Genomic DNA, 18,580 nt, shown 5'->3' on the forward strand with positions numbered 1-18,580 from the left:
ATCAAGGAGCCTGTCATGAGTAACGTCTACGACCGTCTGGTCAAGCTGATCGCCGAGGGGTTCGGGTTGGAGCCCGGCGAGCTGAAGTCGGACGACACGCTGGGGGGTCTGGAGATGGACTCGCTCGCGCTGGTCGAGCTGACCGTCGCCGTCGAGGACGAGTTCGGGGTCGCGCTGACCAACGAAGAGGTCGGCCCGGACGCCACGTTGGCCCGGGCCGCCGAGTGCATCGAGCAGAAGATGGACCCGGCGTGACGGGGGAACGGAACGGGGGCCGCCGGCGGTTCGACGCGGCCGTCACCGGACTCGGCATGATGACCCCGGCCGGGAAGGGGACCGCCGCGTCCTGGGAGGGCATCCGGCGGGGCGCCGGCACGGAGGCCGTCCGGGTGCCCGAACTCGTCGGCATCGCCCCCGAGTTCGTCTGCCAGGTCCCCGACTTCGACCCGGTCGCCGTCGTGGGCCGGCGCCGGGCCGGGCAGTTCGACCGCTCCAGCCTGCTGCTGTTGGCCGCCGCCATGGAGGCGGTGGCCGACGCGGGCCTGGACCCGGGGACCTGGGACGGCACCCGGGTCGGCGTGGTGATCGGCAACGGGATCGGCGGCGCCGAGACCTGGGAGACCCAGCACCGGCGGCTGTTGGAGCGGGGGCCGCGCCGGGTCTCCCCCCGGCTCATCCCGATGCTCTCGCCCAACATGGCCGCGGGCTATGTGTCGTTGGAGTTCGGCGCGCGCGGCCCGTCGCTGGTGACGGCGACCGCCTGCGCCTCGGGCACGACCGCCATCGGGACCGCCCGTGAGCTGCTGCGGTCCGGGGCCTGCGACGTGGTGATCACCGGGGGCGCGGAGGCTCCGCTGACGCCCTCGCTGGTCACCGGCTTCCACCAGATGGGCGCGCTCTCCGGACGCGGCGACGACATCCGCGGCGCCTCCCGTCCCTTCGACGCCGACCGGGACGGCTTCGTCGCCGCCGAGGGCGCCGCCGTGCTGGTCCTGGAGCGGGCCAGGGACGCCCGGGCCCGCGGGGCCCGCATCCGGGCGATGGTCAGCGGCTATGGCGCCTCCGCCGACGCCTACCACCCGACCGCCCCGGACCCACAGTGCACGGGCGCCGCGCTGGCGCTGCGGGCCGCGCTCCGGGACGCCGGCATCGGCCCGAAGGAGGTGGACCACGTCAACGCGCACGGCACCGCGACCCGGATCAACGACGCCACCGAGGCCCGGCTGATCCGCCAGGTCCTGGGGGACCGGCCCCTGGTCACCTCCGTCAAGGGGGTGACCGGGCACTCGCTCTCCGCGGCCGGGGCGATCGAGGCGGCGGCGTCCGCCCTCACGCTCCAGGACTCCTTCGTCCCGCCGACCGCCAACCTGGAGAGCCTCGATCCCGAGATCGAGCTGGAGGTGGTGGCCAAGGAGGGCCGGTGGACGCCGGCCGAGGTGGTCGTCAGCAACTCCTTCGGCTTCGGCGGGCAGAACGCGGTGTTGCTGCTCACCCGGGCCTGACCCGCGCCCGCCGGTCCGCCATCATGTCCGCTGACACCACACCGCCATGACGGGCCGAACCGAACGCCGGGCAGCCGGCGGGCACTTCGCCCCGGGAGGGAGCCGACGGATTCGATGGAACGTCGCTGGGAGATCGAGGAGAGCGTCTTCATCGAGGCCGCTGTGGAGCAGGCGTACGCCGCGGTGGCCGACGTGCGGTCGATGGGGCGGTGGAGCCCTGAGTGCCGGGCGGTGCGCGGGGTGCCACCCGGCCCGGTCGGCGTCGGCGCCCGCTTCCTCGGCTTCAACCGCAAGGGCGCCTTCGTGTGGTTCACCTCGTGCCGGGTGACCGGCGCCGAGCCGGGCGAGGTCTTCGCCTTCCGGGTGAGCACCTTCGGGCTCCCGGTGGCCCTGTGGGGCTACCGGTTCGCCGCGGAGGCCGGCGGCGTCCGGGTGACCGAGTTCTGGCAGGACCTGCGCACCGGCCGGCGCGGCGCGCTCGCCGCGCTGCTCGGCCGGCTCTTCACCGGCACCCGGCCCGACCGCCGCCACCTCGCCAACCGGGCCGGGATGCGCGCCACCCTCGGCCGGCTCAAGCAGGCGCTGGAGAGCCGGGAGAACCGGGAGAACGGGGAGAACCGGGAGAACCAGGGGAACCGGGAAGTCCGGGAGAACCGGGGCCGCTAGCGCCAACTCCCGCTGTTTTACGGCGCGTTCGGCCGCCGAGCGCCCGCACCACCGCCGCCGCCGTCACCGCGTGCCCCCGGCTGTTCAGCGCCGTACCGGTGCTGCCCCACACCTCGGCCCCCGCCCCCGAAGGGCCGGCCGAGAGGTCCACGTGCAGGGCCCCGTGCCGCAGGGCGAGGGTCCGCGACTGCTTGGTGCGGGCCCGCTGCCGGGCCCGTACCTGTGCCGCGTCGGCCCCCCGCGCGGCGGGCGCGTGCGCCAGGTCGAAGGGGTCCACCACCAGCACGTCGTAGCCGCGCTCGCGCAACGGGGCGATGATCCGGACGAGTTCCGTCCGCACCGCGCCGGCGTCGAGGCCGGGCCGCAGCAGATCGTGGCCGGTCAGGTGGACCACCGCCAGGTCGCCGCCGAAGGCCAACGCCTGCGGCAACTGCCGCGCGCGCACCTCGGCGGCCCCCCGCGCCCGGCCGCCCAGCAGATCGAGGCAGGCCGCCCCGGGCGCCACCTCCCGCAGCGCGCCCGCGACCCGCGCGCTCCACGGGGTCCCGTCGTAGCCGACGACCCGCTCCGGGCGGCGCCCCGACCGGCCGTCGCCGAGCACCACCATCCGGCGCCAGCGCGCCCCGGCCAGCAGCCGTCGCGCCTCGCCCGCACCGAGACAACGGGGGTCGTCCCGCTCCCCGTTGGCGGTTGTCGGTGGTTCCAGCACCAGGCTTCTCCCTCGTCGCGGCCGTTCCGTGCCGGGCCGACCCGCGGGTCGGTCCGGCGCTGCGCGACTCCCTCTTACTCCTGTCCCGCCCGTGGATGCCAGTGATCCGGGCATCTCAGGACCGTCTCAGCCGAATGTCAGGGGGGCTCGGCAGAATCGTGTTCACCGGCGAGCGGGCAGGCAGTGCGCACCTCGCCGAGAGGAGAGGTACCCGAAGCGGCCCAACGGGGTGCCGGGGCAACCTGGTTCGGGCGCAAGCCCTCGCAGGTTCGAATCCTGCCCTCTCCGCATCGGCCCTCCGGGACGGACCGCCAAGGCCCCGTCCCGGAGGGCCGGAACGCGCCACGGTCCCGCCGCCGGCGCACCGGGACGACGACGGCCACGGCCGGACCCGTCCGCCGGTGCCCCTGCCGGCCGGGAACCCCGGCGGCCCTTCTCGCGCCGTCGGCCAGGGACGCGCGCCAACCCGCAAGCCGCGAAGGGATCCCGGATGATCGGCTCGCTCCTGAAGAAACCCCTGGAAGTCGTCGAGGCGAACTTCCGGCAACCCAACGGCACGGCAGGGCAGCTCGTCGGCCACCTGATGACCCTCCAGCACCGCTCGTTGACGGTGTGGGCGATCGAGCACATGGCCGTGCGCCGCTCCCAGCGGGTCCTGGACGTGGGGTGCGGCGGCGGAATGGCGGTGCGACTGCTGTCCGAGCGGACGCCGCAGGGCTTCGTCGCGGGCGTCGACTACTCGATGGACATGGTCAGTCAGGCCGTGCGGCGCAACGCCGACGCCATCGCCCGCAACCGCGTCGAGATCCGGCACGGCGACTGTGCCGCGCTGCCGTACGACGACGCCAGCTTCGACCACGTGAGCGCCGTCGAGACCTTCTACTTCTGGCCCGACCCGATGCGCGGCCTCGCCGAGGCACACCGGGTGCTGCGGCCGGGCGGCCAGGTGGCGATCACCCTGGAGATGAGCCGGGAGGCGGCGGCCGACCCCTCGCTGCTCCAGCGGTTCTTCGGCCGACGGTTCACCGAGCGCTCGGAGCGGGACGGGCTGCACATCCTGTCCGGCGCCGAGCTGGCCGAGCAGCTGACCAAGGCCGGGTTCAGGGACGTCCGGTTCGTCGCCGAGCCGCGTCGCTCGCTCGGCTGGGTCTGCGCCCTCGGACGCAAGTGACGGGCGCGGAGAGGACATTGGCGATGACATCGGGGCAACGAACCAACCCGCCCGCGCCGGAGGCCGACGGCCTGCCGCTGCTGGGCAACGTGGTGGACTTCCGCAAGGACATCCTGGACGCGCTGCACCGGGGCTGGCAGGCACACGGCGACCTGGTCCGCTACCGGCTGGGCTCGGTCGTCGTACACGGCGTCTCCAGCCCGGAGTTGGCCGGGGAGGTGCTCACCGACAGCGCGACCTACGGCAAGCTCGGCCCGGACAACCCGCTCCGGCTGATCCTCGGGGAGGGGCTGCTCACCAGCGACGACCACGAGAGCTGGATGCGCAACCGCCGCATGATGCAGCCGATTTACTCCAAGCAGGCGCTGTCGGGGATGTACCGCGCCATGGTGGAGTCGGTGGCCGAGCAGCTCACGCACATGGCCCGGGCCTACCCGTCCGGGGCCGAGGTCGACGTGCACGGCGAGATGATGCGGGTCACCTTGGACATCGTCAGCCGCTGCATGTTCAGCACCGACGTCAGCCGTACCCGCGACAAGCTCAGCCCCGAGGCCGTGGACGTGGCCGTCAACTACGCCTTCGACCGGCTGCAGAACCCGTTCAGCCCGCCCACCGCCTGGCCCACCCCGCGCAACCGGCGCTTCCAGCGGGTGATGGAGGGCCTCGACGGGATGATGTACGGCCTCATCGAGGAGCGCCGGGCGGCCGGCGTCCCCGAGGGCGGCGCCAACGACCTGCTCGACATGTTGCTCGCCGCCCGGGACGCGGACACCGGGCAGGGGATGACCGACCGCGAGCTGCGCGACGAGATCATCACCACCTTCGCGGCCGGCCACGAGACCACCGCCGTCACCCTCACCTGGGCCTTCTACCTGCTCTCCCAACACCGACAGGTGCTGCACCGGGCGCAGGAGGAGGTGGACCGGGAAATCGGGGACCGGATGCCGTCCGTGGCGGACCTCCAGCGGATGCCGTATCTGCTGCAGATCTTCGAGGAGGCGCTGCGGATGTACCCCTCGGCGCCCATCGTGCCCCGACTGACGCTCAAGGACACCGTGCTCGGCGGCCACCACGTGCCCAAGGGCTCCCGGATCATGGTCGACCTGTTCAACATCCATCGCCACCCGGCCCATTGGGACGATCCGGAGCGCTTCGATCCCGACCACTTCACCGCGGCGAACAAGAAGGGCCGGCACCGCTTCGCGTACCTGCCCTTCGGCGCCGGCCCGCACCTGTGCATCGGCAAGCACTTCGCGCTGCTGGAGGCGCACCTGCTGCTGGCCGCGCTGATCCGGCGGTACGACGTGAAGCACGTCCCGTCCCACCGGGTGGTGAACCACGCGACCATCACCCTGCGGCCCAAGTACGGCATGGCCATGACGCTGCACGAGCGCCACCGCGCCCGGCGGGCCGCGGCCGTACCGGCCACCGCGGGCACCACGACGGACTGACCGGCCCACCGACCGCCCCATCTACCGTGTCCGCGCGCTGCGGCAGACCGGAGGAGACGGATCCATGCACATCGACTACACCACCGCCGACGCGAACACCCTCAACCGCACGTTCTACCGCCCCGGGCAGCGCGAGGGGCACTACGAGAGCTTCTACCAGCGCGGCAACCACCCCACGGAGCCGAGGGCGTTCTGGATCCGGTACACCATCTTCAGCCCAACGGGCATGCCGGAGGCGGCCATTGGCGAACTGTGGGCGATCTACTTCGACGGGGTCACCGGGGAGCACGTGGTCGCCAAGGAGGAGCACCCGATCGCCGAGTGCGCCTTCGACCGGGACACCTTCGGCGCCCGCATCGCCGACCGGGTGCTCGAACCGGGCGCCCTGCGCGGCGAGGCGGTCGGCACCAACGCCACGATCGCCTGGGACCTGACGTACAAGGGCGACGAGCCGCCGCTGTTGCTGCTGGCGCCGAAGATGTACACCGGCGGCTTCCCCAAGGCCAAGAACCTGGTGGGGGTGCCGCTCGCGGAGTACGACGGCACCCTCACCGTGGACGGCCACACCGTCGACATCGACGGCTGGGTCGGCAGCCAGTGCCACAACTGGGGCAGCCGGCACACCGATTACTACGCCTTCGGCCAGGTCGCCGGCTTCGACGACGCCCCCGACAGCTTCCTGGAGATCGTCACCGGGCGCACCCGGATCGCCGGCCCGGTGACCACCCCGATGGTGACCTTCGCGGTCCTGCGCCACGAGGACCGGGAGTACCCGCTGGTGTCGCTGCGTCAGGCGCTGAAGGCCAAGGCCGACTTCGGCTACTTCTACTGGAACTTCGCCGGCGGCGACGACACCGTCGCCATCCGGGGGCGCTTCGAGGCCCGGCCCGAGCAGTTCGTGGGGCTGAACTACTACAACCCGCCGGGCGGCATCAAGCACTGCCTCAACACCAAGATCGCCCGTTGTGAGCTGACGCTCACCAACAAGATCACCGGGCGCACCGACCGGCTGCGCACGGACCACCGCGCGTTGCTGGAGATCCTCACCGACGACCGCACCCACGGCATCGCGATGCGCGCATGACCCGGCCCGCGGTGGCCGAGCGGCTGACCGTCGAGGTGCCGCCCGAGACCGCCTGGGCGGCCGTCAGCGATGTGCGGCGGATGGGCGAGTGGAGCCCGGAGTGCCGAGGGGCCTGGCTCCTCGGGGGCGGCCTCCCGCTGCGGCCCGGGGCCCGCTTCCTCGGGCGCAACCGCGCCTCCTGGCTGCCGTGGGTGACCCTGTGCCGGGTGGTGGCGGCCGTCCCCGGCGAGGTGTTCGCCTTCGACGTCAGCTTCTTCGGTGTCCCGCTCTCCCGTTGGAGCTACCGCTTCACCGCGGTGCCCGGTGGCTGCGAGGTCACCGAGGAGTGGCACGACCGCCGGCGCGGGCTCCCCGGCCGGCTGCTCACGGCCACCGCCCCGCTGCTCACCGGAGTGGTACGGCGCCGCGACCGCAACCGGCTCACCTCCCGCGCCACCCTCGTCGCCCTGCGCACCGCGCTCGAAGCGGGGCGATGACCCCGAACGCCCGTGGCGACGGCCCCAGTTGCCCGCACCGGACGGCCCGGCGAACGAACGACCCGAACCGGACCGTCACCCGACGGATTCCAGAAAGGAGCCCCGTGATGCGCCAGGCCACCGCCGGAGCACTGACCGGTGAGCCGCCCGCGGCCGTGCCCGCCCCCCTCACCGCGCCGGACGCCGGGGCGGCGGCCTGCCGGGACTTCTACGCCACGCTGGCGTCCGGCGTGACGGTGGTGACCACACAGGGACCGGACGGGCCGGCCGGCAGCACCGCCTCGGCGGTCACCTCGCTCTCCGCCGACCCGCCCCTGCTCCTGGTGTGCCTGGGCACCGGCTCGCGCACCCTGGCCGCGATCGAGGCGGAGGGCCGGTTCGCCGTCAACCTGCTGCGCCAGTCGCAGCGGGCGCGCGCGGAACTCTTCGCGGACCCCCGGGCCGACTCCGCCGAGCGGTTCGCCGCGGTGCGCCACCGGCGGGTGCTCAGCGTGCCCGTGCTGGAGGACGGCCTGGGCTGGTCGGTCTGTCTGACGGAGGACCTGCGCCGCTACGGCGACCACTGCCTGGTGGTGGGCCGGCTCGCGGCGGTGAGCACGGCCGCCGGGCGGCCCCTGCTCTGGCACGGCCGGTCCTTCCACGCCCTCGCCGACCGGGACGCGACGCGCACCGCCGGGCCCGCGCACCGCCCGCCCATGGAGGAAGCATGACCAGGCCCCCGGCCGGCCGCCCCTGTTGGGCACCGCCGGACCCCGACCCCACGGCGCCCCCCGGCACGGAGCCGGCCCCGCCTCCCCGGGTGCGCGGCGTCCTCGACGCGGACGTGACCGTGGTCGGCGCCGGGCTCGCCGGCCTCTCCACCGCCTACCACCTGGCCGAGGGCGACCCGTCGCTGGACATCCTGGTCGTCGACGCCGAGGGCCCCGCCGCGGGCGCGAGCGGACGCGGCACCGGACTGCTCGGACCGCGGATCGGTCCACCCGTCGACCGGGCCCTGGCGCGCTTCGGCCCGGACACCGCCCGCCGGATGCACCAGGCCAGCGTCGACGCGGTCGAGCAGGTCGTCGCGTTGTGCGCCCGGCTGGGGGTGACGGCCTCCGTGCGCACGGGCGAGCAGGTGGTGGCCACCCGCACCGCCGACGGGCTGGCCGCGCTCGCCCGACAGGCCGCCGCCTACCGGGAGTTGGGCCTGGACGTGCCGGTCCTGTCCGCGGCTCAGATCCGCGACCGGCTGGACGTGCCCTACCACGCCGGGCTCCGGTACCGCGCCGCCGCCCTCGACCCGTCGGCGCTCACCGTGGCCCTGGCGCGCGCCTGCGCCGCCAAGGGCGTCCGCTTCCTGGGCAACAGCCGGCTGCTGGCCCTGCGGCCCGGCCGGACCGCGGCCGAGACCCAACTGGCCTTCCCCGGCGGCACGGTGCGCACCCGCAAGGCGGTGCTGGCCGTCAACGCGGCGGCGGGGGAGCTCGGGCTGCCCGTCGGAACGGTGCTGCCGCTGCTCGTCCACGCCGTCGCCACCGAGCCGCTGCCCACGGCGGCCCGCGCGGCGTTCGGCGGCCGGGGCGACTGCGCGCTGATCGACGCCCACGCCCTGGCGCCGTACTTCCGACTCACCGCCGACGGTCGGCTGGTGCTCGGCGGCGGCCGGCCGCTGCTCGCGCCGGTGGTCGACGATGCGGGCGCGGCGGCGGTGTGGGCCTGGTTGGAGGAGCGGCTGCGCCGGCTCCATCCGGCGCTCGCCGGGGTCGAGGTGACCCACCGCTGGGCCGGCCAGATCGGGATGACCGCCGACGGACTGCCGGTGGTCGGCCCGCTCACCGGCCACCCCGACGTCTGGTACGTGGGCGGCTGCTGCGGCCACGGCCTGGCCATGTCGGTGGCGCACGGCGCCCACGTGGCACGGGCGTTGACCGACGGCGCACCCGCAACGCTGCCCTGGCACCGCTCCCGCGCTCCCCGCCTCCCCCTCCCGCGCCCGGCCCGGCCGCTGCTGGGCGCCGCGCTGGGCCTGATGGGACGGGGCGCCCGCAAGGCGGCCGCGTGACCGCGTCGCTCCCGCCCCGAACGGGCGGGCGCGGCCGCTTTCGTCCGTCCGCTCAGGCGTGTTCGCGCCAGACGAGGACCGCGGCCACCACGAGCAGCACGACGGCCGCGATGTCGATGCGGGCGACCCGCATCGTGGCGCCGTTGAGCGCGGGCGTGGCGTAGGCGAACAGCAGGAACGTGCCCATGCTGACCCCGCCTGCGGTCATCGCGGGCACCCGCAGCGACGGGATGAACGCCGCGCACAGCAGACCGATGCCGACCAGCGCCAGCAGCACCGCGCGGTGCCGCAGCAGCAGCACCAGATCGGGGCTGTCGCCGCCGTCGACGGCGACCCCGTAGGCGGTGCCGATCCGGGACGGGGCCACCGCCACGAAGCCGGGCAGCAGGTTGATCGCGCCCACGAGGAACAGCAGCGCGGCGGTGAGGCGTTCGGTCGTCATGACGAAAGTCGTTCCGTTCTCGGGCGGTGCGCGGCCGGGGCCGCGCGGCACGGCGGACGGGGGATGCCCTCAGCGGCCAGGGCCTGACCGCCCCTGACCCATCGGGCGGGCCCTAGCATGCCCGCATGCGACCCGCACCGCTTTCAGAAACGTGCTGTGACCAGGCCGCGTTGTGGCTGTGGCCGGGGCAAGCCCTCTATCTCGGGCCCGCGTTGGGGCTCGGCTTCCACTCCGGTGCGGTGAGCTGTCTGGCGGTGGGCGTCGACGGGGAGTTCACGATCGAGCTGGAGCACGGCCGCCGGCACCGGGCCCGTACGGCCCTGGTGGCGGCCCGGGTGCGGCACCGCATCGTCGCCGGCGAGACCCGGATGGCCTTCTGCTACCTCGACCCGGCGTCGGAGCGGGAGCGGGCCTGCCGCCGGCTGATGGGCGGCGGCGCCGACCTGGCCCTGGGGCACGAGCGGGGGCCCGAACTGGTGCGGACGGCCGCGTCGTTGGCCGGCGACGCGCCGCTCGCGGAGGTCCGGCGCTGGTTGGACCTGACCGGCCCGGACGGGCTCGACGGCGACCGGGAACCGCGCATCCTCCTGGCGACCGCCCGGCTGGCGGGGCCGCTCGGGGCGCGGATCGCGGCCCGGGAGCTGGCCGCCGAGGCCGGCCTCTCCGTCTCGGCGTTCCTGCGGCTGTTCCGCGCGCAGACCGGCACCACCTTCCGCCGCTACCGACTGTGGGCCCGGATGCTGCGGGTGGCCGAACTGCTCGGGACCTGGCCGGACTTGAGCACCGCGGCCGTGGAGGCGGGGTTCGCCAGCCCGTCCCACTTCAGCAGCGCCTTCCACGCGATGTTCGGCCTGCGCCCCAGCACCCTGTTCTCCCGGCGTACGGTGATCAACGCGGTCGGCCGGCCGGCGGACGCGTCGGCCCCGTCCGCGGTCTGAGCGAGGGCCGGGGCGGCACCGGGCGCGAAAGCGGAAACCCGTGCGACCGATAAGCGGTGCTCCCCGCGCGCCGCACGACAAGTCGAAGACAAGAAACGTGGGTCAAGATGCATTCAACTACGTGCCACCGCTTCGGGGGGGGGAAGCCTGAGGGCTGGCACCCAGGATACTGACCAGTAACGCGCCGCGCGGGGCGCGGCAATATCCCACGGCACGATGAGCACTTGAGGTCAATGAGCGGCGCGCACCCGCCGCACCGCTTCGGACACATTCTGTCGAGGACTTCTCTTCTCTTGCGTGGTTGGCTGGCAGTCAGCGGTTCATGAAGGAGAATTTCGTGGAAATCAAGCTCCTCGGCCCCTTAGAGGTTTGCGAAGAAGGGGTGTTCCTCCGAATCCCCGGGGAGAAACTGAGGTCCGTCATCGCCGTCCTCGCCCTGTCGCCCGGGCGCACGGTGTCCCGGCATGTCCTGATCGACGAATTGTGGGGGGAAACGCCGCCCAGAAACGCCGAGAATTCACTGCACGGTCACATCGCACGGCTCCGCCGCGTCCTCGCGGCCGGCAGCGGAAAGCCCGAACTACGGGACGTCATAGCGACCTCGCCCTCTGGATACGCGCTGATCGGGACGGACATCGAGGTCGATGCGGTCCGCTTCACGGAACTCGTCCGGCGGGCCGAATCCCTGGGCGACGGAAGGCCGGCGGAGGCCGCCGCGCTGCTCACCGAGGCGACCACTCTGTGGCGCGGTCCGGCGCTGGTCGACACCGGACAGGGGGACACCTGCCGCATGGCCTTCAGCCGACTCCAACAGACCCGGATCACCGCCGCCGAGAAACTCTTCGACTTAAGGCTGCGGCTCGGCCAACACCTCTCGATCCTCTCCGAGTTGGAGCACCTACACGCCATGTACCCGTTCCACGAGCGGTTCTGCGCCCAGCTCATCACCGCGCTCTACCGCTCGGGCCGGCAGGCGGACGCGCTGGACGCCTACAGCCAGATGTCCGAGCGGCTCTCCCACAGCCTGGGCCTCGACCCCGGCCGCGACCTCCAGAGCACCTTCTACGGGATTCTGCGCCAGGACCCGGCGCTGCTCTGAGGAGCGGCGCCGGCCCGCGGGCGGGTGCCGGCCGCCGCACGGCGCTCCGCCTGCGCACCACGCGGCACGCTCGGAAGACCGAAGGGCGAAGGCCGAAGACCCCGAAGGTCGAACGCCGAAGAAAAAAGCGCCCGTTCGGCAATGTCGGGGAACCAAAAAACTATCGGGGGCGTCCGCGCGAGAGACCCGTAGCGGAGTGCGTGAATTCTCTGGAGAACGTGTGAATACCGGCGTTGCACGGAGCTAGCTCCGTGCTTCAAAGATCTACTAGCATCTGTCATCGACCTGAATTTCGCGCGACGTGATCGGGGGCCACGTGTCTACTTTCGAGTTCGGGCTACTGGGACCGTTGGCCGCGCACTCTCGGGACGGGGTCCTGAGACTCGGTCCCCCGAAACGGCGTGCGCTTCTGATCCGGCTGTTACTCGGACGGGGGCACGCTATTCCGCTGGAGTCCCTGTGCGAGGACCTGTGGCCCAACCGCCACACGCGCGGGGCCGTTTCCTCCGTCCACGCCCACATCAGCAGGCTCCGCGACACGCTGGAGCCCGGGCGGGCCCGGCGGGGGGACGCGAGCGTGCTGGTCCGCGAGCCCGGGGGCTACGCCCTGCGGGTGCCCCCCGAGGCCCTGGACGTCTTCCGCTTCGAGCGGAAGCTCGGCCTCGCCCGGCGGCGGCTGGACGACGGCCAGGTCGCCGCGGCCCGCCAGGAGGTCGTCGCGGCACTCGCCCTGTGGCGGGGGGCACCGCTCGCCGAGGCGGCGGACTACCCGTTCGCCTCGCAGGAGATCGCCCGGCTTGAGGAAGCGCACATGCTGGGGCGGGAGTTGATGGTCACCGTCCTGATCAAGGAGGGGAATCTGGAGGAGGCGGTCCTGTCGGCCGAGGAGCTCGCGGCGCGGACGCCCCTGCGCGAGGTCGCCTGGGAGCTGCTGATCTACGCGCTGTACCAGTCGGGCCGGCCCGCCGTGGCCCTGCACCGGTACGCGAAACTGCGCGAGTTCCTCATGGACGAACTCGGCATCGCCCCCGGCCCGCGGTTGCAGCGACTGCAGTCCGTGATCCTGCGGCAGGAGGACACCCCCCTGGACGCCGCCTGCGCCCCGCCCCTCAGACGCCAACTCCTGTCCTAGGACGCCCGGGAGAGACACCGACCGGCCGCACCCCGGCGAACACCGCGCCACCCGGCTCGACTTGGCGCGCCGTGGATGAGCCCCGGTCCGTTACCGCGCGACGGCGGTGGGGCCGGGGCCCGGCGGCATCGGGGGGCCGCCGGCCGAGTCGTTAAGTCCTCATGAGGAGTCGTACGCTGGGAAGGGGCGCCGGGGCCCTCGGCTCCGGTGGTCGGTCGGGGCGCCGAGGAGCAAAGTGGGCACCCATGCCAGTGGCGTACGAGCGGATCGCGGACGAGCTCCGCACGGCCATCCGGGCCGGGCACCTGCGGCCCGGTGACCGGCTGCCGGCCGAGACCAGGCTCGCTGAGCGGTTCGGGCGCAGCGTGCCGACGGTGCGGGAGGCGCTGCGGGCACTACGGGACGAGGGGCTCGTCGAGAAGCGGCACGGCGTCGGCACCTTCGTCCGACGTCCGCGGACCCCGGCCCGGCGCACCAACCTCCGGCACCAGTGGGAGAAGGACCGCGCCCGCGCGCCCCTGGAGCGGCGGGCCCGCACCGGCGCCACCGAGTACGACACCGGGCTCCGGGCCTGTGACCTCGTCTTCCGCACCCACTACCGCGAGGTCGCCGCCGACGCGGAGCTCGCCGCGGCGTTCGGCGTCCCCGAGGGCACCGAGCTGCTGGAGCGCGACTACCGCACCCGGTGCGCGGCCGAGAGCGCCCCGTTCGCCCTGGTGACCTCCTACCTCGTGCGCGCCGTGCTCGCGGCCGACCCGGCCCTCCTGGACGCCTCCAACGAGCCCTGGCCGGGCGGCTCGCAGAACCAGCTGCACCGCGTCGGGATCGAGCTCGACCGCGTCGAGGAACACGTCACCGCGCGCCCGCCGACGCCGGAGGAGGCCGCCGAGCTGGAGCTGCCACCCGGCACGTCGGTGCTGGTGCTGCGGAAGGTCTCGTACGACACCGACGGGCGCGTGGTGGACGTCTCGGACGTCGTCCTGCCCGGCGACCGCACGGAACTGCTGTTCGTTACTCCCTTGGAAAGGTGGTGAGCCGTGCCCCGCCGCATCAGCATCGTCACGGCCGTCCATGCACCGTCCGCCCCGTTCCTGGCGGACGCCTACCGCTCGCTGCGGCAGCAGGAGCTCCCCGAGGGGTGGGAGTGGCAGTGGGTCGTCCAGGAGGACGGGCGGAGCACCGAGGTCGCGGGGCAGCTGCCACCCGACCCGCGGGTGTCGTTCCGGCAGGGGCGACCGGGCGGGCCGGGTGTCGCGCGCACCATCGCGCTGGCGCGGGCGGAGGGCGAGTACGTCAAGGTGCTGGACGCCGACGACCAGTTGGCGCCCGGCGCGCTCGCCCGCGACCTGGCCGCGCTGGAGGCCGACCGCGGCCTCGGCTGGGCGACCTCGCGCGCCCTGGACCTGCTGCCCGACGGCTCCACGGTCGGCTTCGACGGGGACCCGGCGGCCGGCCCGGTCGAGCGGGGCGCGGTCCTGGACTTCTGGGCGGCCCACGCCTTCCGGGCGCAGGTCCACCCGGCGACCCTCTTCGTCCGCCGCGAGCTGCTGCTCGCCCTGGGCGGCTGGATGGCGCTGCCGGCCTCCGAGGACACCGGTCTGCTGCTGGCCCTGAACGCCACCAGCCGCGGCTGGTTCACCCCCGAGGTGGGCCTGCTGTACCGGAAGTGGCCCGGCCAGGCCACCGGCCAGGCATCGCACACCGAGGCGGCCGAACGCGACGCCCGCATGGCGGTGGTGGCGGCACGGGCGCGCCAACTCACCGCCCTGGGGTGGCAATACCCAGCCCAGGGCGCCAACGACGGCCGTCCCGGGCCCCGTTAGGGCTGCCCTGCGGGCCAGGGTCGGGAGGCCCTAGAACAAGCGCTCCGCGTCCACGCGGGAGAAGACGAGGTCGCTCTCCTCCACCACGGGGGCCCGCCAGCGGACCGCGGGGGCGGCCGCCGCGGCGCGCAGGGACGCCGGATAGCCGCCGGCGGCATAGGAGTTGGGGAGCCGGTAGGTGTGGAAGCCGTGCCGGGCCATGGTCTGAAGGAGCTCGTCGAGCGAGTCGCCCAGCCGCGCCATCCGCTCGGGGGTGACCTCGACGGTGAGCTCGGCGTCCGGCCGCAGCCGCGCCAGGAGCGGTTCCAGGCCGCGCACCACCGCGCCCTCCGCCCCCTCCACGTCGATCTTGAGGACCCGGGCGGCGGCGATCTCCTCGGGCTTGAGGAGCGCCGGCAGCGGCTGCGCCTCGACGTCGAGGGTGATCTCGGCCGGCCCGTCGTACGGGACGATGCTGGCGGCACCCATGTTGCGGGAGCTGGCGAGGATGAACGTCAGCGTCCGCTGGGCGTCGGATACCGCGGCGTTGACCGTGCGGACGTTGCCGAGGTCGTTGAGCGCGAGGTGCTGTTCGAGCCGGCGGTGGAAGGTCGGCATCGCCTCGATCGAGACGACCTTGCCCTGGGGGCCGACCAGGTGGGCGGCGAGCAGGCTGAAGTAGCCGATGTTGGCGCCGACGTCGACGAAGGCGTCGCCGGGCCGCAGCCGGCGGCGGAGCCAGTGCGACAGGTGCGGCTCCCAGAGGCCGAAGAGGTAGAGGTAGCGCTGGATGAGGTCCTGGGTGTCGACGGCCATCCGGGCGCCGAACCGGGTACGGACCACCCGGCGGCGCGGGTGGTCCCGCAGGTACGGGTTGACCAGCCGTTCCGCCAGCGCGGCCTGGCCCCACAGGCCGGTCGCCCGGCGCAGGTAGCCGCGGCCCAACGTGGCCAGGACCTCGGCCATGGTGTCGCTCATCCGATCGCCTCTCAGCGGGTTGGTGAACCGCCGTGCCGGGAGCCGGCGCCCTCGGCACCCCACCGCCGCGACCGGTCGACGCCGACGGTGGTCACACGGCCGCTCGCGCACGGTCGAACGGCAGGTCCAGCATACGAATCGCGTTTCCGCGCAGGAGCTTGTAGGTCACCTCCTCGGACAGGTGGCCCACGTGGTCGGCGGCCACCTCCTTGGTGTGCGGCCAGGTGGAGTCGACGTGCGGGTAGTCGGTCTCGAAGGTGGCGTTGTCCACGCCCACGGTGTCGATCGACGCGACGCCGTGCTTGTCGCGGAAGAAGCAGCAGAAGATCTGCCGGTAGTAGTACGTCGACGGCGGCTCCGGGACGAGGTCCTTGACCCCGCCCCAGGCGCGGTGCTCCTCCCAGACGTCGTCGGCCCGCTCCAGCGCGTACGGGATCCACCCCATCTGGCCCTCGCTGTAGGCGAGTTTGAGCCGCGGGAAGCGCACCAGCACCCCGCTGAAGAGGAAGTCCATCATCGAGGCCATGGCGTTGTTGAAGGAGAGCGACGCCTGGACGGCCGGCGGGGCGTCCGGGGAGGCCGCCGGCATCTGCGAGGACGACCCGATGTGCATGTTGACCACCGTCCCGGTCTCCTCGCAGGCGGCGAAGAACGGGTCCCAGTAGCCGGAGTGGATGGACGGCAGCCCCAGATAGGTGGGGATCTCGCTGAAGGTGACCGCCCGCACACCCCGCGCCGCGTTCCGCCGGATCTCGGCAACGGCGAGGTCGATGTCCCAGAGGGGGATCAGGCACAGCGGGATCAGCCGGCCGCCGCTGTCGCCGCACCACTCCTCCACCATCCAGTCGTTGTACGCCCGCACGCAGGCCAGCCCGACCTCCTTGTCCTGCGCCTCGGCGAAGGTCTGCCCGCAAAACCGCGGGAAGGTCGGGAAGCACAGCGACGCCTCGACGTGGCCCCGGTCCATGTCCGCCAGCCGGGCCTTGGGGTCCCAACAGCCGCGCCGCATCTGGTCCCGGGTGATCCCGTCGAGCGTCATCTCGTCGCGGGAGAAGCCGACGGCCGCGATGATGCGCTTGTACGGGAACAGCAGCCCCTCGTACTCCCACCAGTCGGTGATCTGGCCCTCCGGGTCCGTGGTGAACCGGTACTTCCCGCCGACGTAGGCCAGTTCGCCGATGCCGGCGGTGAAGGGCTTCGGGCCGCGGTCCCGGTACTTCCGCGGGAGCCAGGTCTCGAAGAGGTGCGCCGGCTCGATCACGTGGTCGTCCACGCTGATGATCCTCGGAAGCTCCCCCGTACCGCTGTTGCCGCTGGTCACGTTGTACCCCCAACTGCCGCGCCGGTGGGTCACGCCGGTCCGATATCTGACGACCCATCAGTTCGGAGGTTAGGAGCTCACCCTTGCAACCACAAGGGACGCCAGGAAACTCGACCCCTTGCGCGTCCGGGCCCCATCCGCTGAACTGACGCACCGTCAGTTCACTTCAAAGGTCGGGAGGACGGTCCGGATGCAGACGCTCTGGCTCGACGGCGCCGCGTGGCTGGCGGTGCTGCGCATCGGTCTCGGTCTGTGGTGGCTGGAGAGCTGGCGCCACAAGGACAGGAAGAGCTGGTTCGCCGGCGGCGGCATCACCTGGGCGGCCGGGATCGCCGACGCACACCGCTGGCCCGTGGTCCGCAGGGGCTTCGACCGCGTCGTACGGCCGCGCCCGCGCCTGATGGCGCACCTGGTCGCGCACGCGGAACTGGCACTCGGACTCGGCCTGACCGTCGGCCTGTTGACCCCGCTCGCCCTGGCCGCGGGGCTGCTGCTCAACCTGCTCTACCTGGTGCTGATGATCCACGACTGGGCGGAACAGGGCCAGAACCTGATGATGGCGCTGATCTCGGCGGTCGGCCTCGGCACGATGTGCTGGCAGGGCTGGTCCCTGGACGCGGCACTGGGGTGGCTCGGCTGAGGGGGCGTAGGGGGTTGGGGGTTGGGGGCCGGACCACCACGGTAAACACACGGTGATGGCCCAACCCCCTCCCCCTCTCCTTCCCTCCCTCCCTCAGAGCGTGAGGAGGGCGCGGGTGGCGACGCCCGGGTCCTGGAGCGGGCGGAGCGCCAGGTGGACCAGGGCCAGGGGGCTGTCGTCGCCGGCGATGCGGTTGGTGCTCAACTCGCCGCAGGACAGGCACTGGTGGATGAGCAGCCATTCGCCGTCCGGCCGGACCGTCATCCCCAGGGCCGTCATCCGGCCGCGGCAGTCCGCGGCGCGGTCGCCCGGGACCCTGCGGTCGACATGGCGGCTGGTCAGGCAGTTCGGGCAGTGGTTGCGGTGCGCGGTGCCCGGTGCGTCCAGGGACACCTCCAGGCGGCAGTCCACGCAACGGAACGCGGGCGCCCGATGGCCACCGGGCCCGTGCAGCACGGTCTTGTGCCGCTGCGGACGACGGTCCCGGCCGCGGCCGGTGTCGCGGTTGGTGCGTCGAGGCATGTGCGGTCCCTCCTTCCGGGCGCGGTCAGAGGGTGCCGAACGCCTCTAGCGGGAACGGCGGTTGGGCCAGTGGCCGGACGGCCATCCGCATCAGGATGAGCTGGTTGTCGTCGGCGCAGACCGGGTTGGAGGTGAGCTCGTCGCAGCGCACGCAGCGGTGGATCACCCGCCAGTCGCCGGTGCGCAGGACCGCGATGGCGATCGGGGACATCCGGCCGTGGCACGCGCTGGCGCCGCCCTCGACGTGGTCGAGGACGTGCCGGGAGTGCAGGCACGACGGGCAGTGGTTGCGCCGGACACCGTCGGCGGCGCACGCGGAGACGGTCAGGCCGCACCACGCGCAGGCGAAGGTGTCGAGGGCGAGGGTGGTGGGAGTGGTGGTGTTGGACACCCGGAGCTCCTTGCTGAGAGGTGGTTCGGAACAGCAAGAGCAGGCCGAGCGGCCCCGCCTGGGGGCGGTACGAGAGCACCGGAGAACGCGTCCGGCAACCGCGCCGACGAGAGGCGACGCGGGGAGTGCGGACGGTTACGCGGTACGACGGGGCGCACTCGGCGCGGGCCGGAACATAAACACCTTTTCCAGGGCACGACGGCCCAGAGCAG

General features: G+C 73.2%; 21 protein-coding genes, 1 tRNA gene and 1 pseudogene. 17 read left to right on the forward strand and 6 right to left on the reverse strand.

Annotated features, from left to right (window positions below; genetic code table 11):
• The first annotated feature begins 15 nt into the window (after positions 1-15).
• From ACFVFQ_RS06280 to ACFVFQ_RS06290, 3 genes are all read left to right on the forward strand, one after another.
• A complete protein-coding gene (locus ACFVFQ_RS06280) occupies positions 16-255 on the forward strand; it encodes an acyl carrier protein (RefSeq protein ID WP_383409537.1) in 240 nt (79 codons plus the stop codon).
• Positions 252-1,502: a beta-ketoacyl-[acyl-carrier-protein] synthase family protein gene (locus ACFVFQ_RS06285; protein WP_383409540.1), complete on the forward strand. Its 1,251-nt coding sequence runs from the start codon at positions 252-254 to the stop codon at positions 1,500-1,502. The genes ACFVFQ_RS06280 and ACFVFQ_RS06285 overlap by 4 nt, the downstream gene beginning before the upstream one ends.
• 114 nt (positions 1,503-1,616) lie before the next feature.
• Positions 1,617-2,168, forward strand: a complete 552-nt coding sequence (locus ACFVFQ_RS06290; protein WP_383409544.1) for an SRPBCC family protein — start codon at positions 1,617-1,619, stop codon at positions 2,166-2,168.
• Here the strand turns inward: ACFVFQ_RS06290 and ACFVFQ_RS06295 are convergent.
• Positions 2,074-2,877 (reverse strand): hypothetical protein, encoded by an 804-nt coding sequence (locus ACFVFQ_RS06295; RefSeq protein ID WP_383409547.1) that lies wholly within the window; start codon positions 2,875-2,877, stop codon positions 2,074-2,076. The genes ACFVFQ_RS06290 and ACFVFQ_RS06295 overlap by 95 nt on opposite strands.
• Positions 2,878-3,078: 201 nt before the next feature.
• Between ACFVFQ_RS06295 and ACFVFQ_RS06300 the strand changes: the two genes are divergently transcribed.
• The 7 genes from ACFVFQ_RS06300 to ACFVFQ_RS06330 all read left to right on the forward strand — a co-directional run bounded on the left by ACFVFQ_RS06300 (position 3,079) and on the right by ACFVFQ_RS06330 (position 9,103).
• A tRNA-Cys gene (locus ACFVFQ_RS06300) sits at positions 3,079-3,165 on the forward strand.
• 202 nt (positions 3,166-3,367) lie between these two features.
• Positions 3,368-4,048: a class I SAM-dependent methyltransferase gene (locus ACFVFQ_RS06305; protein ID WP_383409549.1), complete on the forward strand. Its 681-nt coding sequence runs from the start codon at positions 3,368-3,370 to the stop codon at positions 4,046-4,048.
• A 23-nt stretch (positions 4,049-4,071) separates the two neighbouring features.
• A complete protein-coding gene (locus tag ACFVFQ_RS06310) occupies positions 4,072-5,499 on the forward strand; it encodes a cytochrome P450 (protein WP_383409552.1) in 1,428 nt (475 codons plus the stop codon).
• A 64-nt stretch (positions 5,500-5,563) separates the two neighbouring features.
• Positions 5,564-6,583: a hypothetical protein gene (locus ACFVFQ_RS06315; protein WP_383409555.1), complete on the forward strand. Its 1,020-nt coding sequence runs from the start codon at positions 5,564-5,566 to the stop codon at positions 6,581-6,583.
• On the forward strand, positions 6,580-7,059 hold the full coding sequence (locus ACFVFQ_RS06320; RefSeq protein ID WP_383409560.1) for an SRPBCC family protein: 480 nt from the start codon (positions 6,580-6,582) through the stop codon (positions 7,057-7,059). Before ACFVFQ_RS06315 ends, ACFVFQ_RS06320 begins: the two co-directional genes overlap by 4 nt.
• Positions 7,060-7,166: 107 nt before the next feature.
• Complete coding sequence (locus ACFVFQ_RS06325) at positions 7,167-7,769, forward strand: flavin reductase family protein (RefSeq protein ID WP_383409565.1); 603 nt, start codon at positions 7,167-7,169, stop codon at positions 7,767-7,769.
• Positions 7,766-9,103 (forward strand): NAD(P)/FAD-dependent oxidoreductase, encoded by a 1,338-nt coding sequence (locus ACFVFQ_RS06330; protein ID WP_383409568.1) that lies wholly within the window; start codon positions 7,766-7,768, stop codon positions 9,101-9,103. Before ACFVFQ_RS06325 ends, ACFVFQ_RS06330 begins: the two co-directional genes overlap by 4 nt.
• A gap of 52 nt (positions 9,104-9,155) precedes the next feature.
• Here the strand turns inward: ACFVFQ_RS06330 and ACFVFQ_RS06335 are convergent, their stop codons facing one another.
• Positions 9,156-9,545 (reverse strand): hypothetical protein, encoded by a 390-nt coding sequence (locus ACFVFQ_RS06335; protein ID WP_383409571.1) that lies wholly within the window; start codon positions 9,543-9,545, stop codon positions 9,156-9,158.
• A gap of 125 nt (positions 9,546-9,670) precedes the next feature.
• On the opposite strand from ACFVFQ_RS06335, the gene ACFVFQ_RS06340 reads away from it, so the two are divergent.
• The 6 genes and pseudogenes from ACFVFQ_RS06340 (at position 9,671) to ACFVFQ_RS06365 (ending at position 14,537) form a co-directional block, all read left to right on the forward strand.
• On the forward strand, positions 9,671-10,483 hold the full coding sequence (locus ACFVFQ_RS06340) for a helix-turn-helix domain-containing protein (protein ID WP_383409574.1): 813 nt from the start codon (positions 9,671-9,673) through the stop codon (positions 10,481-10,483).
• 382 nt (positions 10,484-10,865) lie between these two features.
• Positions 10,866-11,582, forward strand: a complete 717-nt coding sequence (locus ACFVFQ_RS06345) for a BTAD domain-containing putative transcriptional regulator (protein ID WP_383409577.1) — start codon at positions 10,866-10,868, stop codon at positions 11,580-11,582.
• A gap of 316 nt (positions 11,583-11,898) precedes the next feature.
• A pseudogene (locus ACFVFQ_RS06350) lies at positions 11,899-12,126 on the forward strand (transcriptional regulator); the annotation flags it as partial.
• A gap of 33 nt (positions 12,127-12,159) precedes the next feature.
• Entirely contained in the window at positions 12,160-12,714 is a 555-nt protein-coding gene (locus ACFVFQ_RS06355; protein WP_383409878.1) for a BTAD domain-containing putative transcriptional regulator, read from the forward strand.
• 245 nt (positions 12,715-12,959) lie between these two features.
• Positions 12,960-13,748, forward strand: coding sequence for a GntR family transcriptional regulator (locus ACFVFQ_RS06360; RefSeq protein WP_383409580.1), 789 nt, complete (start codon positions 12,960-12,962; stop codon positions 13,746-13,748).
• A 3-nt stretch (positions 13,749-13,751) separates the two neighbouring features.
• A complete protein-coding gene (locus tag ACFVFQ_RS06365; RefSeq protein ID WP_383409583.1) occupies positions 13,752-14,537 on the forward strand; it encodes a glycosyltransferase family 2 protein in 786 nt (261 codons plus the stop codon).
• A 30-nt stretch (positions 14,538-14,567) separates the two neighbouring features.
• Here ACFVFQ_RS06365 and ACFVFQ_RS06370 read toward each other — a convergent pair whose 3' ends face one another.
• Together ACFVFQ_RS06370 and ACFVFQ_RS06375 are read right to left on the reverse strand one after the other, a co-directional pair.
• Positions 14,568-15,494 carry an FkbM family methyltransferase gene (locus ACFVFQ_RS06370; RefSeq protein ID WP_383409586.1) on the reverse strand — a complete coding sequence of 309 codons (927 nt, stop codon included), beginning with the start codon at positions 15,492-15,494 and terminating at the stop codon, positions 14,568-14,570.
• A gap of 91 nt (positions 15,495-15,585) precedes the next feature.
• Positions 15,586-16,815, reverse strand: a complete 1,230-nt coding sequence (locus ACFVFQ_RS06375) for an amidohydrolase family protein (RefSeq protein ID WP_383409881.1) — start codon at positions 16,813-16,815, stop codon at positions 15,586-15,588.
• A gap of 190 nt (positions 16,816-17,005) precedes the next feature.
• Here ACFVFQ_RS06375 and ACFVFQ_RS06380 point away from each other — a divergent pair, with 190 nt between their 5' ends.
• Positions 17,006-17,455 carry a DoxX family protein gene (locus ACFVFQ_RS06380; protein ID WP_383409589.1) on the forward strand — a complete coding sequence of 150 codons (450 nt, stop codon included), beginning with the start codon at positions 17,006-17,008 and terminating at the stop codon, positions 17,453-17,455.
• 93 nt (positions 17,456-17,548) lie between these two features.
• Here ACFVFQ_RS06380 and ACFVFQ_RS06385 read toward each other — a convergent pair whose 3' ends face one another.
• The gene (locus tag ACFVFQ_RS06385; RefSeq protein WP_383409594.1) at positions 17,549-17,977 is read right to left on the reverse strand and encodes an RNHCP domain-containing protein; all 429 of its coding nucleotides are present in this window, start codon (positions 17,975-17,977) and stop codon (positions 17,549-17,551) included.
• A gap of 25 nt (positions 17,978-18,002) precedes the next feature.
• Positions 18,003-18,368, reverse strand: a complete 366-nt coding sequence (locus tag ACFVFQ_RS06390) for an RNHCP domain-containing protein (protein ID WP_383409597.1) — start codon at positions 18,366-18,368, stop codon at positions 18,003-18,005.
• Positions 18,369-18,580 lie beyond the last annotated feature (212 nt).

Source organism: Streptomyces sp. NPDC057743 (assembly GCF_042798755.1).
Classification (GTDB): Bacteria; Actinomycetota; Actinomycetes; order Streptomycetales; family Streptomycetaceae; genus Streptomyces.

Coding starts and splice junctions, on each gene's coding strand:
- ACFVFQ_RS06280 (WP_383409537.1), top strand. CDS start 16: ATGAGTAACGTCTACGACCGTCTGGTCAAGCTGATCGCCGAGGGGTTC.
- ACFVFQ_RS06290 (WP_383409544.1), top strand. CDS start 1,617: ATGGAACGTCGCTGGGAGATCGAGGAGAGCGTCTTCATCGAGGCCGCT.
- ACFVFQ_RS06305 (WP_383409549.1), top strand. CDS start 3,368: ATGATCGGCTCGCTCCTGAAGAAACCCCTGGAAGTCGTCGAGGCGAAC.
- ACFVFQ_RS06310 (WP_383409552.1), top strand. CDS start 4,072: ATGACATCGGGGCAACGAACCAACCCGCCCGCGCCGGAGGCCGACGGC.
- ACFVFQ_RS06315 (WP_383409555.1), top strand. CDS start 5,564: ATGCACATCGACTACACCACCGCCGACGCGAACACCCTCAACCGCACG.
- ACFVFQ_RS06320 (WP_383409560.1), top strand. CDS start 6,580: ATGACCCGGCCCGCGGTGGCCGAGCGGCTGACCGTCGAGGTGCCGCCC.
- ACFVFQ_RS06325 (WP_383409565.1), top strand. CDS start 7,167: ATGCGCCAGGCCACCGCCGGAGCACTGACCGGTGAGCCGCCCGCGGCC.
- ACFVFQ_RS06330 (WP_383409568.1), top strand. CDS start 7,766: ATGACCAGGCCCCCGGCCGGCCGCCCCTGTTGGGCACCGCCGGACCCC.
- ACFVFQ_RS06335 (WP_383409571.1), bottom strand. CDS start 9,545: ATGACGACCGAACGCCTCACCGCCGCGCTGCTGTTCCTCGTGGGCGCG.
- ACFVFQ_RS06340 (WP_383409574.1), top strand. CDS start 9,671: ATGCGACCCGCACCGCTTTCAGAAACGTGCTGTGACCAGGCCGCGTTG.
- ACFVFQ_RS06360 (WP_383409580.1), top strand. CDS start 12,960: ATGCCAGTGGCGTACGAGCGGATCGCGGACGAGCTCCGCACGGCCATC.
- ACFVFQ_RS06370 (WP_383409586.1), bottom strand. CDS start 15,494: ATGAGCGACACCATGGCCGAGGTCCTGGCCACGTTGGGCCGCGGCTAC.
- ACFVFQ_RS06380 (WP_383409589.1), top strand. CDS start 17,006: ATGCAGACGCTCTGGCTCGACGGCGCCGCGTGGCTGGCGGTGCTGCGC.
- ACFVFQ_RS06385 (WP_383409594.1), bottom strand. CDS start 17,977: ATGCCTCGACGCACCAACCGCGACACCGGCCGCGGCCGGGACCGTCGT.